The sequence below is a fragment of the Pseudomonas sp. SWRI179 genome (genome assembly GCF_014268705.1).
Taxonomy (GTDB): Bacteria; Pseudomonadota; Gammaproteobacteria; order Pseudomonadales; family Pseudomonadaceae; genus Aquipseudomonas; species Aquipseudomonas zanjanensis.
This window is the reverse complement of record NZ_JABWRA010000086.1, coordinates 1-15,391: the sequence shown is the minus strand read 5'-3', so window position 1 is coordinate 15,391 and position 15,391 is coordinate 1. Positions and strand designations below refer to the sequence as shown.

The following is a 15,391-nucleotide window of genomic DNA, read 5'->3' as shown; positions in this document are numbered from 1 at the left end:
GCGAAGCGGCCCCCAACGACCAGACAACTCGGTGTTGGCAAGAGTTGAGGGGCTGCTTCGCAGCCCAGCGGGAGCAAGCTCCCTCGCCACAACAGCCCCCGTGCCACAAAAAGTGTCTAGCGACAGTGCTCAGGACGGCTCCTTGGCGATCACCGAAATCTTCCCGTTACGCTCGATAATCGCAAACTTGATTTGCTCCAGGGTCTCGATGCCTTGGCTGGAACGCGCGGCCTCCATGATGTCCGCCTCGATCAACCGCGCATGGCGCATCCGACCACGGAGGATGCGCCCGTCCTCGACGATGATGGTCGGCCCCCCATCGATCAGCCGTGAAACCCACTGCGAACGCAGCTTGAGCAGTGAGAAGCCGACATCGATGGCAATCAGCGTCACGATCACCATCAGCGCGTTGGTCATCGAGAAGTCATCGCCCAACAGCGCCTGCTGAGTGGCCTCGCCGATGATCATCAACAATACGAAGTCGAAGGTGGTGATCTCGGCCAGGGAACGCCGCCCGGCGATCTTGAACAACACCATCAATGCCGCGTACAACGCGGCGGCTCGCAGTACCGAATCCATAGGTCACCTAAGGAAATATGAACTGTTTGAAACTGACCGTGGCGCCGCCAGGGGTGGCGATACGGCTGTGATAGGTGCCGAACCCTTCGCCAAGCAATGACAGATACAGGCTGGCCTGCCCTTGCTTGTCCGCTTGGACCCAGAGCGTCATGCCCTGCCCCGCGCCCGCCGAACGCATCGGTGGTGGTTGCAGCGCTTGCACCTCGAAACCTTCCAGCCAATCGCCGCCCAACGCCACTTCCAGCACGGCGTTGGGTTGGCCCTTGAGCCGGATGGTCATGGTGTTGGCCGAGCCGTTGCGGTGGAACGCCTGGTATTCAACGCCCAGGCTACCGTCGCTGCTGTACAACTCCCGGTCGCTCAACGGGCCTCGGGAAAACAGGCCCAGCAAGGTCAGGAGCACCAGCAGCACCAATACGTACCAGCCCACTCGCTCAAAACGCCAGACCTTGTGCTGGAAGACCATGTCTTCGCGCACCGGGAACTGGCGGCTGCGGTGATCGTCCTGCTCGTCTTGATCGGTCATGGTCGGCCCCTATCGACGCTCACCCGCCACGGCGCGTTGGTGAAAAGTGGGCAATTGCCGCAACACATATTCGGCGGCCCACAATTGCACCTGGCTGCGGTTGCCGAAGAACCGCTCGCGGCGACTAAACAACGCGCGCTGGCCGTTTACCTCGAACGCCCAGGCAAAACAGACAGTGCCGGCGGGGATACCGTCCTTATCCTCTGGCCCGAGCAGGCCGGTGGTCGCCACGGCTGCGTTGGCATTGGCATCGCGCAAGGCACCAAGAGCCATCTCCTCGGCGACTTCACGACTGGTGAGATTGAACGTCTCGATGGTGCGTGGACTCACGCCGAGCAAGCGCTGCTTGGCTTCAGGGGAATACACCACATAGCCGCTTTCGATCAGTGAACCGCTGCCGGGCACCTCGGCCAGCAGCGTGACAATCTGCCCGGCGGTGCAAGATTCGGCCGTGGTCAGGCGCAGGTCATGTTCGCGCAGATAATCAACCAGGGTTTGGGCAACAGTCATGGCAAACGGTCCTTCAGGGATGCTGATGGGTTGACCCCTGCCGTTTTGATTCATTCCCTTTATCGCACCGTCAGCCAGATCCTGGAAATAAATGAAACCCCTGTCTGTAGCCGTACCTCAAACCTACATGGGCCTCATGCAGAGGCCGTCCTGATCAGGAGGTCGTCATGTCTGCACCTTTCGTCAAACTGTTCACGCATCCTGAGTTCGCCTGGGCCGACATCCGCGAACAGGAACAGGCGCATCCACGCCACTACCTGGCTCACTTGCTGTTGCTCGCGCTGTTCCCAGCGGTGTGCCTGTTCATCGGCACCACTTGGACCGGTTGGAGCCTGGCCGAAAACGAAACGGTACGACTCAGCAGCGCCAGCGCGTTCCAGCTGTGTGCGTTGCTGTACCTGACCATCGTGGTCGGCGTCACGCTGATGGGGCTGTTCATCCGCTGGATGTCCCGCACCTTCGAGGTGCGTCCGACGGTCAACCAATGCATCGGTTTCGCCGCCTATACAGCCACGCCCTACTTCCTGGCCGGGATTTTCGGCTTGTATCCGAGCCGCTGGCTGGCCGTGGCGGTGTTATTGCTGGCGTCGGCCTACTCGACCTTCCTGCTGTTCGTCGGATTGCCCAAGTTCATGGGCCTCAAGAAAGAACAGGGCCTGCTGTACTCGGCAAGTGTCTGGGGCGTCGGTTTGCTGGTTCTGGTGACGATCCTGGTGGAAATGATCCTGCTCTGGTTCAACTACCTGCAGCCGGAATATCTGCGTGTGCCGGTGGGCTGAGGGCATTTTCGGGGCGCACAATGCCGGTGACGGTGGCTTTGCAGTGCCCGGTCTTCGCAATCTTCGTGCAACCGGACTATCCTGCGAGTTTTTGCCCCCTGAATTTGATGTGGCGGGACTGGATTGCCCCGCCCTTTAAGGCCAAGAATTTATGTCTCCATCAAGCAAACGCTCTCCCAACGTGCCACAGCGACGAGAGCTGAGCCCCAGTGACCTGAACTTCCCGGTGGTGGGAATCGGCGCTTCGGCGGGCGGCTTGCAGGCCATCAAGCAGTTTTTCGAGCACATGCCCAAGGACAACGGCATGGCGTTCGTCATCGTCCTGCACCTGGCGCCGGACCATCAGAGTCTGGCCGGCAAGATCATTCAGGAAACGACCAAGATGCCGGTGCTGCAGGTCACCGAAACGGTGTCGATCCGCAAGAACCACGTCTACGTGATTTCCCCCGCCCAAAGCCTGCACATGAATGACGGCTATCTGCATGTCACCCCGACCGAACCCCGCCAGGGCGGGCACGTGGCCATCGACCTGTTTTTCCGCGACTTGGCGGATGTACACAAGGAAAGGGCCTTTTGCCTGGTGTTGTCGGGCACCGGCTCCGACGGCGCCGTGGGCCTGTCGAGAATCAAGGAGCAAGGCGGCGTGACCATCGCGCAATCTCCCACGGACGCCGAGTTCGATGGCATGCCCCAGGCGGCCATCGATACCCAGATGGTCGATCTGGTGCTGCCAGTGGCGGAAATACCGCAAAAGCTCCTGGAGCTGTGGCACAACTCCCAGGCAATCCGCCTGCCCACCGCCAATGACCCGGAAATTCACACCCAGCCGCCCACCTCCGAACGCGAGGCCGCCGCGGCCGAACAGTCGCTGATGGATATCCTGATGCAACTGCGTGCTGGCACCGGTCATGATTTCAAGCATTACAAACGCGCCACGGTGCTGCGACGCATCGAACGGCGGATGCAAGTCACCGCCCAGGCGGATTTACCGTCCTACCATGCCTACCTGCAGAGCCACCCGGATGAAACCAAGGCCTTGCTCGGCGACCTGCTCATCGGCGTGACCAACTTCTTTCGTGACCGTGAAGCATTCGAAGCCCTGGAGCGGGATGTGCTGCCCAGCCTGCTCCAACCCGTCGAGCCCGGCAGCGTCGCTCCCGAGGAGATACGCGTGTGGTCGGCGGGCTGCTCCACCGGCGAAGAGGCCTATACCCTGGCGATGCTGGTCAGCGATCAACTGGTGCACGACGCCAGTCCCGCCAAGCTGCAAGTGTTTGCCACCGACATCGATGAACGTGCCATTACTGCGGGCCGTAACGGCGCTTACCCAGAGGCGATCATCACCGACGTGCCCCCGACCCGGCTGCGTCAATACTTCCTTAAGGATGGCCACAACTACCGCGTGCGCAAGGAGATCCGCGAGCGGGTGCTGTTCGCCAAGCACAACCTGCTGTCGGATCCGCCGTTCTCGCAGATCGACCTGATCGTCTGCCGCAACCTGTTGATCTACCTCGACCGCGAAGTCCAGCGCGAAATCCTGCAAATGTTCCACTTCGCCCTGCGACCGGGGGGCTATCTGTTCCTCGGCTCGTCGGAATCGGCCGATGCCTGCCATGAACTGTTTACGCCAGTGGACAAGCGCAACCGGATCTTCCGCAGCAAGTACGGCACTGCCAGCAGCCGCCGTACACCGACCATGCCTCGGGGTGGTTATGTGCGCACGACGTCCTCCCCGGCTGCGCCCCTGGCCGCCCCGATACGCAAGGTGTCGTTTGCCGACATCCACTTGCGCGCCATCGAGCGCTCCGCGCCGCCGAGCATGATCGTCGACGCCAACGCCGACATCCTGCACATGTCCGAAAGCGCCGGACGCTTCCTGCGCCATGTCGGCGGCGAGATGTCGCGCAACCTGCTGACGCTGGTCAATCCGCAGTTGCGCCTGGAGATCCGAACCACGCTGTTCCAGGTCAACCAAAGTGGCCAGGCGGTCAAGTCGCGCCAGGTCAACCTCGAGCGGAATGGCCGACGGTTCCTGGTGGATCTGCTGGCCCAGCCCTATCGCGACGACCAGTCCGACGGTGACTTTGTCCTGGTGGTGTTCGATGAGGTGGAAGTCGACGCGGCCGAACAGCTTGAATCCAACACCGACCAGACCGAGAACCAGGTCCTCTCCAACCTTGAACGGGAACTGCAGCGCACCAAACTGCATCTGCAGGACACCATCGAGCAGGCCGAAGTCTCCAGCGAGGAACTCAAGGCCTCCAATGAAGAGATGCAGGCGATCAACGAAGAGTTGCGCTCAGCCACCGAAGAGTTGGAGACCAGCAAGGAAGAGCTCCAGTCGATCAATGAAGAACTGCTGACGGTCAATTACGAGCTCAAGACCAAGGTTGAAGAAACCGACAAGATCAACGACTACCTCACCAACCTGATCGCTTCCACCGACATCGCCACGGTGTTCGTCGACCGCAGCGTGCGGATCAAGTGGTTCACGCCAAGGGCCACGGAAATCTTCAGCATGCTGCCGGTGGACACCGGCCGCTCGCTGCTGGACATCACCCATCGCCTGGACTACGCCGACATGGCGGCGGATGCCACCCAGGTCTTCGAATCCTTGAACATGATCGAACGGGAAGTCAGCAGCAACGACGGCCGCTGGTACATCGCCCGGCTGCTGCCGTACCGCTCCAGCGAGGACCACATCGACGGCACGGTGTTGACCTTCATCGACATCAGCAAGCGCCGGGCGGCCGAGGAAGAATTGCGCCTGGGAGAAGAACGCATGCGACTGGTGGCCGAAAGCACCCGAGACTACGCCATCATCCTGCTGGATGAACATGGCGTGATCACTCGCTGGAACACCGGGGCCGAATTGATCTTCGGCCATTCCAAGGCCGAAGCCGAGGGCGCCTATTACGACTTCATCTTCTCGCCCCAGGACCGCGCCGACGGCGTGCCGGAAATCGAATTGAGGCTGGCCCGGACCAACGGGCGCAGCGAGGACGAGCGCTGGCACCTGCGCAAGGACGGCAGCCGCTTTTTCTGCAGTGGCGAGGTCACCTTGCTACAAGGCGACCACCAGCAGGGTTACGTGAAAATCGCCCGCGACCTGACCGGCCATAAGCGCCTGCACGAAGAACAGACCCAACGGCTGATGGAAACCCAGAACACCAGCCACCTGAAGGACGAGTTCTTCGCAGTCATGTCCCACGAACTCAAGCACCCGCTGAACCTCATCCAGCTCAACGCCGAATTGCTACGACGCTTGCCGGTGACCAAGACCGTCAGCGCGGCGGCCAAGGCCGTCAACACCATCTGTGACGCCGTGGCCAGCCAGGCGCGAATCATCGACGATTTACTCGACGTGGCGCGGGTGCGCACCGGCAAGCTCAAGCTCAAGCGCCAGGCCGTGGACCTGGGCCGAGTGCTCCAGGACATCTACACGGTGGTGATCAATGACAATCACCCGAACAAGGTGACCCTGGAACTGCCCGAGGGGCCCGGCGTGCTGATCGTCAACGCCGACCCGACCCGGTTGGAGCAGGTCATTTGGAACCTGGTGAACAATGCCCTGAAGTTCACCCCCAACGGTGGCCGCGTGCAGTTGATCGCCAGCCAGGACGGCAGCATGGCGCGACTGGACGTCAAGGACTCCGGCGTGGGCATCGAGGCCGAGCATTTGAACGAAGTATTCGACCTGTTCGGCCAGGCCGAGACCCAGCACGCGACCCATCAACGCGAAGGGTTGGGCATCGGCCTGTCCCTGGTGCGGCAGTTGACCGAGGCCCATGGCGGCAGCGTGGAGGTCAAGTCCGATGGGTTGGGCAAGGGCTGCACGTTTACCATTCGCCTGCCCTTGAGCAAGCTCGAAGAACCACAAGCCAAGCAAGCGCCCAGCAATGGGCAATCCGGTCGTCTGAGCGGCCTGACCGTTCTACTCGTGGATGACTCTCCCGAAGTGCTGGATACCCTCAAACTGCTGTTGGAGATGGAAGACGCCCAGGTCCTCGCCTTCGACCTGCCGCAAGAGGCCTTGCAAAGCGCCCGTGACGCCCGTTTCGATGTGGTGATTTCTGACTTGGGCATGCCGGTGATGAACGGGCATGAGCTGATGCAGGCATTGCGCAAGTTGCCCCATGTCAAACACATTCCGGCCATTGCGTTGACGGGGTATGGGGCGTCGGTGGACATGCAGAAGTCCCGGCAGTCGGGGTTTGATCAGCACATTGGCAAACCGGTTTCCTATGATGAGCTGATTGATACGATTGAGCAGTTGTTGCGTTCGCAGGTTTATTGATTCGGGCTGCGCTGTTGGATTGTGTGCATATCCGTTACCGCAGCAATGGATATGTACTCAATCAACAACCCCTGGCCGCGAGCAAGCTTTGCTCTCACGGGGGCACAGGGGCTTTGGCGCAGATATTCTCAGGCAACACAAAACGACAGTGGGAGCAAAGCTTGCGCGCGATAGCGTGGGCTCAGCTTGGAGAGGTGTCGACGGTCCTACCCACCATCGCAACAATGCTGACAAACAGCTCTTGCTTCGCCTCGTCAGCGCTGATTTCCCCGGTGGCGGCCGCATTGGACAACGCCTCCGCCGCCCCCAGCATCGCTCGCAAACCCGCCTGGCCGACGCCCTTGGTACCCGCAAACGGCTCCAACACCACGCGGCACTTGTCGAGGAAAATTCCCTCGTATTCGCGCTTGATGCGCTCCAGCTCCGGCGAACTGGTCAGCGCCGCGATCACCCCGGGAATCTCCCGACCTTGCAGCAGCACGCACTCGACGTAGGACGAAGCGATCACCGCCGCCCGGCTTTGCAAGGTGGCGTCGCTGGCCTCCAGGGCAGCGTCCATCAGCGCGGTCTGGCGGGCATCGAAATCCTGGTACAGCGCCGCCAACAGCCCGGATCGGGTGATGAAGTGGTCATAGACGATGGGCTTGGTCACCCCGGCCTGGTCCGCCAGCCGCGCCAACGTAAGAGCATCACTGCCCTCCTCCCGCACCAGCCGCCAGGCAACCTCCAGCAATTGGCGCTGCCGGTCCTGCCGGGACAAACGACGACGTGGTGAAGGCGGCGAATATTCGTCAATGCTTGACATGCTAACTTTACCAACCGCAACTTACTAAGCGTAACTTAAGCATACCTGTTTTCAAGACCTCGTGACCAGAAGGAGTTTCGCCATGCATGCACTCATCGTTGTGGCTCACCACGATCCACGCTCCCTCACCCACAGCCTGGCCCGGAAAATCGCCGAGGGCATTACCCTGGCCAACTCTTTAGATACGTTTGAGATTGCCGACCTGGCCGCTGAAGGTTTCGATCCGCGCTTCAGTTTCGCCGACCATGCGGTACACCACCGCGAGGCCCTGCCGCCTGCGGATGTGCTGGCCGAACAAGCCAGGATTGACCGAGCCGACGCGCTGGTATTGGTCTATCCGATTTATTGGTGGTCCATGCCAGCATTGCTCAAGGGCTGGATCGACCGGGTGTTTTCCAACGGTTGGGCGTTCGATTTCAGCCTCGACAAACCGTTTATCCAGAAGCTGCAACACTTGCGGGTTCACTTGGTGGGAGTCGGCGGTGCCGATGCCGACAGCTTTCAACGTCACGGCTACGATCAGGCGATGACCACGCAGATCGACCATGGCATTTTCGGTTATTGCGGCGCCCAAGTGGTGAGTTCCCAGCGTTTGCTCGACTCGGAAACGGCCGATCCGCAAGCGCTTTTGCGAGCCGCCGGCGTTATCGGCCAGCGGTTGTTCGCAACGCTTGATGAAACCACACAGGCGCCCGCTATTGCATGCGCCTGAGCTCAGAACCAAGCGTTCACAGCGCACGACCATGGGCGGCGGACAGCGTTGCGTCACGCCCGTAGATATCTGGGATGTACACCGCCTGGCCCTGGCTGTCTGCTTGTGCTGTCCAGTAACCCAGCAGGATCGGCATGGGCCGGGCCAGCCTGAACTCGTGGGTCGATTCACTGGCCAGCAAGGTGTCGGTGCGGGCCCGTTCAGCCGGGCTGACCAGCAGGTCGCGCAGGTGCATCACTTGCTCGATCCGCACGCAACCTGAGCTGAAGGCCCGCGGACCTTTGCTGAACAGCGACTGGCTCGGCGTGTCATGCAGGTACACCGAGAACGGATTGGGGAAGCGGATCGCCATTTTGCCCAACGGGTTCTTCGGGCCCGGGTCCTGGCGAAGCATCAGGTTGCCCGGGTGCTCCCAGTCGATGTCCTCCGCCAGCAACGGCAGTCCTTCACTGTCGAGGATCCGTAGGTTGTGGCGAGTGAGAAACTCCGGATCACGGCGGATCTCGGGCAGTTTGTCCTCGCGCATGATGGTCGGCGGAATGGTCCAGGTCGGGTTGAGCGTCAGTCGAGTGACATGGGATTTGAGCAACGGCGTCTGCCGTTGCGCCCGGCCCACCTGGGTGCGGGTTTGCCAGACCGGCGCGCCGCCCTGGTAAACCGTCAACTGCGCCGCGGCCACGTTGACCAGGACGCTGTCGGTTTCCACATCCTGGGCCAGCCAACGCATGCGCTCTAGATTGATGCGCAACTGCTCTCGGCGCATGGCCGGGCTGATGTTCAGCTCGGTGACGGTCCACGGCCCGACCACGCCATCGGCCTGTAGCGAATGCCGGGCCTGGAAGCTCTTCATCGCCTCCACCAACATGGGGCTGTAATGCTCGTCGCTGACCTGCGGCGGCGTACTCAAGTACCCCTCGTTGAACAGGCGCTGGGCCAGGGCGGGGACACGGGCGTCCTGTTTGTCCGGTTGCAGCAACGGCCCGCCTGGCACCGCTTGCCATTCGGCCAGCGGCTGTTGCCGTAGCCGGGCATAGAGACCGCGCAGGTTGCGGTAAAGGTCCAGGTTCGGCCGCGCCTGTTCAAAGGCGTCGGCGAGGTTTTGCAGGCCCAGCCCGGCGATGGCCAGCACCACGGCCGGGTGATCCTGTGGCGGTGGGTTGGCTTTCCATACAGGCTCCAGTCGGTCTTGGGGCAAGTAGCCGAAACGCAGGTCATGCAAAGCTCGCAGGTAGCGCTGGCTGATGGCGATGTCGGTGCAATGAAGGCCTTGGGCCGCGTCCCCGACCGGCAGGCTATAACGAGCCGGATCCAGGCCGTCGTCGGCCAACTGCTGCAACTGGAGCTGCAACGCTCCCCGTCGTTCGTCGTCCGCCCAGACTTCCTGGCCTGCGTTTTGCTGGTAGAACGCCTGTAAGTCAAGCTGCGTCGGAAAATCGACGCCCACCGCGACGTTCGGGCACGCGACCGCCAGTTGCGCCAGCGTGGTCTGCACCAGAGCCGGGTCGCCGCCCTCGGCTTTGGCGACCAATGGCGCCGTGAGCAATAAAAGGCTCAGGTAACATGCGGACTTTTTGAACAACTGCTTTACTCCAATCCATGGCCGTCTCGTTGACGGTGAATTTTGCGACAGGTACGACCCGCCATCATGCAGACAAACACAATCGGACGGGATGCCGCTAACGAACACCACGCTGGAACCGCTTCGCCTGTATCGGGCTTTTTGCGCCGATTTTGCCTGGTCATGCTGGGCCTGGGTATCATTTGCAGCCCGACACTGGCGGAAAAAAAGGCCAAGTCGAAGACGCTTTACCACAGCCTCGCCCAGGCAGCGCCGGAACTCAATCCCCTGGCGCTGAAAAGTGCCTTGAGCGCCATGCAATGCGCGGTCGCCAATGGCGCCGGCCAAGCCCGCCACCTGGCGGTCATCGACTACTCGCAACCCTCCACGGCCCGGCGCCTGTGGATCTTCGACCTGCGGCAAAAGAAGCTGGTGTTGCGCGATCTGGTGGCCCATGGGCAGAAATCCGGAGAAAATTTCGCCACGCAGTTCTCCAATCGCCTGGGCAGCTACCAATCCAGCCTGGGCCTGTTTCGCACCCAGGAAAGCTACCAGGGCGCCCACGGTTATTCACTGCGCATGGATGGCCTGGAGCCGGGCTTCAATGACCTGGCCCGCGACCGGGCGATCGTGATCCATGCCGCCGACTACGTGAACCCGTTGTGGAGCGTGCGCCAGGGACGCATCGGGCGCAGCCAGGGCTGCCCTGCCGTACGCCCGCAAGTGGCGCGCCAGGTGATCGACAAGCTCAAGGGCGGGCAATTCATGTTTTCCTGGTACCCGGACCCGAGCTGGCTCAAGCGATCGGCCTATCTCAACTGCCAGCCGCAACAGGTGGCGAGCATCCTGGCCACAAGCGGCGGCTAGTAGCACCTTTGTGGCGAGGGAGCTTGCTCCCGCCGTAGGAGCTGCCGAGCGAAGCGAGGCTGCGATCTTTCCACTGACAATTGAATCGAAAGATCAAGATCAAGAGATCGCAGGCTTCGCCAGCTCCTACAGAGCCCAGCGGGAGCAAGCTCCCTCGCCACAGGGATTGCACCAGGGTCGGCGACGGTTAAAATGCCGGCCTTTCGAATCCCTGGCGTTGCCTGAATGAATTGCGTAGCCCTTCAAACCCTTCACGACCATTTGCTGACCGCCCTGGCATCGGTGCCGGAAGAGACCCGCCGTCTGTTCCATGGCCGTGGGCGCTGCTGGCCGGGGCTGGAGCAGGTCACGGTCGACTGGTTGCAAGGGGTGGTGCTGGTCTCGCTGTTCAAGGAACCGGACTCCACGCATCTTGACGATTTGCGCGCAATGCTGATGGCATTGACCACGTCGCCGGCCTGGCAACACAGCAAGGCCCACACCCTCGCCATGCAGCACCGCTACTTGCCCGATAGCCTGACCCAGTGGCTAGTGGGTGAGCCCATTGATGAATGGACCCTGACCGAAGGCGGCTTGCGTTACCGGATCGACCTGGGCAAAAAGCAGAACAACGGCCTGTTCCTCGACATGCGCTACGGTCGCGACTGGGTGCGGGCCAACGCCAATGGCAAGCGGGTGCTGAACCTGTTTGCCTACACCTGCGGTTTCTCGGTGGCGGCGATTGCCGGGGGCGCGCAGCATGTGGTCAACCTGGACATGTCCCGGGCGGCCCTGAGCCGCGGCCGCGACAACCATCGCCTGAACGGCCACGACCTGAGCCAGGTGACTTTCCTCGGCCACGACCTGTTCAAGTCCTGGGGCAAGGTGATCAACAGCGGCCCCTACGACCTGGTGATCATCGATCCGCCCACCTTCCAGAAGGGCAGTTTCCTGCTGACCAAGGACTACCAGCGGGTATTGCGCCGATTACCGGAACTGCTGACCGCCCACGGCAAGGTATTGGCTTGCAGCAACGACCCGGCCACCGGCCCGGATTTCCTTATCGAAGGCGTCACGCGTGAAGCCCCTGGCCTGACACTCGAAGAGCGACTGGCAAACCCTCCGGAGTTTCCAGATGCGGACCCCGCCTGTGGTTTGAAGGCCTTGGTGTTCAAGCGTGACGCCCCGCCCATCGGCTGAAACTTCGTACCGGGATTACACATTTCCACTATTTGACGGATCTTGCCCACAGCTAGACGTGTTTCACGTTGTCCGCAACGTGAAACGGTCCGGTAGCGTTGCCGCTGCGCAGCACCTCGACAGGACAGCGGGAAACGCCGATTCCGCCGCCCCGTCAACACCTCGATGACGATTATCGTGGCCGCTGCGCCCACCACGGGTCGACCATGCCAGTCGTAATCCGGCGAACCAGCGTCTCGATTTCCCGGCTCTTGACTGACCGGTAGATCGCCATGGTGCGCCGCAGCTGATCCTCACTGAGCATCACCGGCTGGCCTGAGCGCCAATCCACGTCTGCCACTGCGTCAAGCCTTGCGCGACGCCAAGTCAATTGGCCGTTTTCCTCAACCTGTTCCCAGGCGCTCGGCAAGTCGGCGTCAGGGTGCGCAAGGTTATCCAGCAATACCTGTGGCCAACGGGACGGATCCACGGGGTCGCTGAAGGCGTCCACCAAGTCACCTTCGACGACCTCCCAGGCCGATAGCTGATGGGGCCATTCACCGGACATCAGTCCAAGATAGGGCCGCCAGGTCAGTTCTCCAACGCGGGGCATGTGGTCGTTGTTGTTGAACGTGTCCTGGGCGTCGCTGAGCCAGTTGATGAACGCCTCTCGTGTGGCATACGCCTGGCGTTGCACGGGATTGGGGTAACGCTGGGCCAGCGTGTGGTTCCAATAAAGGTAATGATCGTTTAGAAAACTGCTGAACGGTACGGATTGTTGTTCAAGGCGCGCGCGAAGCGCCGATTCGAACATCATGAAATGAACTTCCAGCTCCAGGAGGTCTGGAGGCTGCCTTTCCAGAATGCGCGCTTGCAGGCGTGTGCGCAGCTGGGCCATTTGCAAGTCGAAATCGGCGATGACTCTTGAGAGAGGTGCATGAGCATTCCGGTACCCAACGTAGTGCTGCAGAATTGCGGCAGCTCTGTAGCGATCTTCGAAGGTCAATCCGTTAGCCGTATCGGTATCCGCCTCGCGCATGGTGCCGGAAAACCAGTCGATGAAGCGTCGTCCCCCCGCGTCATCACGAGCCTCTTCCAAAGCGCTTCGCAGTCCCGGGTTGATATACAACCAATCGTCGACTGTGTACCTGAACGCCTCGGGATTGCGGCTGCGCAGGGCACTGATTTGGGTGCTGGGCAATGGATTGTCCTCAAGCAACAGCCCGACGGTGCCCCCCTCCAACCGAGCGATGAGGGGAAGCAGATCATCCCGGATATCAGTGATACGGTTGTTGCTGAGGTCTACGACGATTTCTTCGCCCGGCGACTGGGACAGCACCGCCAGCGCCAGCGCTGGCACCCGTGTGAGCCCTGCATTGGTCATTTCCAGATCGCGTAGAGCTACCAGTTCGGGCAGTGGAGGTAGTTGACTGCAATTGTTCCCATTAAGGCTGAGTTCCTCCAGGTCCGTGGCCGTGCGCAAAAATGCGCTGCCCTGTTCATCCAGCCGCAGGCCGCAGCGCGACAGATCCAGCGCGCGCAACCCAGGTAAAGCCGTGATGGCCTGTAGCTGGCCCGGGGTAAAATCCAGATTATCGGTCCAAAGAAGCTCATTCAGCGAGGGCAGCTCCGCAAGACGACTAATGGCGCTAATGACTTCAGGGCCAGCTGTTCCCGTAAGGACTCTGGACAGGTCCAGCGTTTCCAGGCTTGGCGCTAAATCGACGCCAAGGAGGGGCGCGAACATATCCGCAGTCATGTGGAGTGGATTCCCGTCAAGCGACAGCTCGACCAGTTCACCCAGCTCCCCGACTACCGATGGTATTGCAGTGAGCTGGTTACGTTCCAAGTCCAACAATTCGGTGTTGGGAAACAGCCGGATGAAGTCCGAAGGATCCTCGCTCAGGCCCATGTCCGTCAGGATCAGCTGCTCGATGTGCTCGAATCGTGCGTTAATCGGCGGCAAATGACCAAGTCGCTGCCCCATAAGCCGTAAGGTCAGCTCATTGCTATCTCCACTGGGGTCCGGTGCGCGCCACCAGGCCCGGCGAATGCGCATTGCAATGTCCCTGCGCAGCGAAAGCCTCCCCTCGACGTCGAAGTTGTTTTCGGCGGGATGATGGACCCCCTCGAAGATTTCCCACTGGCGCAGTCCTTGGTCCAGTTCCGTCCACTCGTTTTCCAGCTGGGTGATCAACGTTTCCACGCTGATGTTTTGGCGCTGGGCCTGCTCGGTCAGATTGTCTCGAAGCCGTTGCAGCTCCCCCCCCGCATGGGCGGGGTATAGCCGCTCAAGACGCTGATTGAGACTGCCATGCCAAACCTCCAACGGCAGCCGTCCACGGCCACTGAGTGGATAGCCCAGGCGTCCGTTCAGCCATTGCGGGCGTACCCCACCCGTGCCGAGTCCCCTCATCATCAGGTAACGACGCAGCCCTTGCCGATCAGCCAGGGCTTGTGCAAGCAGCTCTGTACGAAGCCGGGTCCCTTCCCAGATGTTCAAGCCCAACGCCTGGCGCGCATCGTCCGGCATCGCCCTGAGCAATGCATCTTCCAGGCTCAGCGCGTCCGCCAGTTCGTTTCCCTGTTCATCGAAGGGACGGTACGCGTCGCCCTCCTGGCGAAGGGTCTTCAACGGTCCTGTTGCACCCACGTCAAGTGGACTGCTCAGTTCACGCTGGAACAGGCGCAGGCGCACCCGACCTTGCAGTTTAGGCATTTCGCCGATCAGTCCCATGACCAGACGGTCACGGTCAGCGCTGCTTTCACCGCGTTCCAAGGCCCGCAAGGCTCGGCCCAGGCGCAATTCCCGCAGGGTTTCAGCGCATTGACGGCCGAGGTTTTCGCTCACGTGCCCTTGCAACAGGCGAACCCGATCCTGCCCCGCGGCCTGGCTGGCGAGTTCATTCGCCAAGGTTTGCGGCAGCCCAGGAAAATCCCGGACCAAGGGCGCAGCCAACGGATCGATCGTCGTGGCGCGGGCCATGCCGGCCGTTACCCGCTGAGTGTTGGCTTGTAGATGCCGGGCCCAGCGCCCGGACAAGAGACGGCTACGTTCCGCCGAAGACAGGCCGAAGCTACTTTGCCCCAGCAGGGCCGTCTGCTCGTCCATTCCCATACGGGTGAGGATGCGCGCCGCCCAGGCGTCATTCTCAAGGTCCAGTTTGCTTAACAGGAGCACACGCGTGCCGGCGGCATTGCCCATCGGGTAAAACTGCACGCCATCGTGATAACGTACCGCAATGTCCTGCGGCCAGCCTGGCAGCTCCAGGAGCATCTGCACGCTGCGAAAATGCACCCCGCCAGGTGCTTGATCCCGACTCAGGCGCCCAATGGTGCGCCGCACCTGCTGCCAGTTCCAGGCTTCGTCCAACGCATCCGATAATATCGCCGGCAACGGTTTTCCCTCGACTTGCAGATAACGCAAGTGCGCCTCGCTGATGCCGACCTGGCGTTGCACCGCGAGAATCGCAGCGTCGTCCAGTTCGGCCGGCGTCTCGGCAAAATTACGCAGCAATGACAGGTTGTCCCGTTGCAACGGGTTACGATGGGCCCACTGCCAGCCACGGGTTCGGCTCCATTCCAGCGGCGGCGTTACGC

General features: G+C 61.3%; 11 protein-coding genes. 5 read left to right on the top strand and 6 right to left on the bottom strand.

Going from position 1 to position 15,391, the window contains the following annotated elements; translation table 11 throughout:
- Positions 1-129 precede the first annotated feature (129 nt).
- Genes HU767_RS27560 through HU767_RS27550 form a run of 3 tightly spaced genes read right to left on the bottom strand, consistent with a single transcriptional unit; the run spans position 130 to position 1,615 of the window.
- Positions 130-579 carry a YetF domain-containing protein gene (locus HU767_RS27560; protein WP_186705687.1) on the bottom strand — a complete coding sequence of 150 codons (450 nt, stop codon included), beginning with the start codon at positions 577-579 and terminating at the stop codon, positions 130-132.
- 7 nt (positions 580-586) lie between these two features.
- The gene (locus HU767_RS27555; protein ID WP_186731001.1) at positions 587-1,105 is read right to left on the bottom strand and encodes a hypothetical protein; all 519 of its coding nucleotides are present in this window, start codon (positions 1,103-1,105) and stop codon (positions 587-589) included.
- 9 nt (positions 1,106-1,114) lie between these two features.
- On the bottom strand, positions 1,115-1,615 hold the full coding sequence (locus HU767_RS27550; RefSeq protein WP_186731000.1) for a CinA family protein: 501 nt from the start codon (positions 1,613-1,615) through the stop codon (positions 1,115-1,117).
- Between the two features lie 167 nt (positions 1,616-1,782).
- On the opposite strand from HU767_RS27550, the gene HU767_RS27545 reads away from it, so the two are divergent.
- A complete protein-coding gene (locus HU767_RS27545; RefSeq protein ID WP_186730999.1) occupies positions 1,783-2,394 on the top strand; it encodes a Yip1 family protein in 612 nt (203 codons plus the stop codon).
- 151 nt (positions 2,395-2,545) lie between these two features.
- Entirely contained in the window at positions 2,546-6,691 is a 4,146-nt protein-coding gene (locus HU767_RS27540; RefSeq protein ID WP_186730998.1) for a CheR family methyltransferase, read from the top strand.
- A gap of 181 nt (positions 6,692-6,872) precedes the next feature.
- On the opposite strand, the gene HU767_RS27535 is transcribed toward HU767_RS27540, so the two are convergent.
- The gene (locus HU767_RS27535) at positions 6,873-7,496 is read right to left on the bottom strand and encodes a TetR/AcrR family transcriptional regulator (RefSeq protein ID WP_186705692.1); all 624 of its coding nucleotides are present in this window, start codon (positions 7,494-7,496) and stop codon (positions 6,873-6,875) included.
- Positions 7,497-7,578: 82 nt separating this feature from the next.
- On the opposite strand from HU767_RS27535, the gene HU767_RS27530 reads away from it, so the two are divergent.
- Entirely contained in the window at positions 7,579-8,208 is a 630-nt protein-coding gene (locus HU767_RS27530; protein WP_186705693.1) for an NAD(P)H-dependent oxidoreductase, read from the top strand.
- A 16-nt stretch (positions 8,209-8,224) separates the two neighbouring features.
- Here HU767_RS27530 and HU767_RS27525 read toward each other — a convergent pair whose 3' ends face one another.
- Positions 8,225-9,787 (bottom strand): L,D-transpeptidase family protein, encoded by a 1,563-nt coding sequence (locus tag HU767_RS27525; protein ID WP_186730997.1) that lies wholly within the window; start codon positions 9,785-9,787, stop codon positions 8,225-8,227.
- Between the two features lie 162 nt (positions 9,788-9,949).
- On the opposite strand from HU767_RS27525, the gene HU767_RS27520 reads away from it, so the two are divergent.
- Together HU767_RS27520 and HU767_RS27515 are read left to right on the top strand one after the other, a co-directional pair.
- Positions 9,950-10,633: a murein L,D-transpeptidase catalytic domain family protein gene (locus tag HU767_RS27520; protein WP_186730996.1), complete on the top strand. Its 684-nt coding sequence runs from the start codon at positions 9,950-9,952 to the stop codon at positions 10,631-10,633.
- Positions 10,634-10,858: 225 nt separating this feature from the next.
- Entirely contained in the window at positions 10,859-11,812 is a 954-nt protein-coding gene (locus tag HU767_RS27515) for a class I SAM-dependent methyltransferase (protein WP_186730995.1), read from the top strand.
- A gap of 172 nt (positions 11,813-11,984) precedes the next feature.
- Here the strand turns inward: HU767_RS27515 and HU767_RS27510 are convergent, their stop codons facing one another.
- Positions 11,985-15,308, bottom strand: a complete 3,324-nt coding sequence (locus tag HU767_RS27510; protein ID WP_238349532.1) for a leucine-rich repeat domain-containing protein — start codon at positions 15,306-15,308, stop codon at positions 11,985-11,987.
- Positions 15,309-15,391 lie beyond the last annotated feature (83 nt).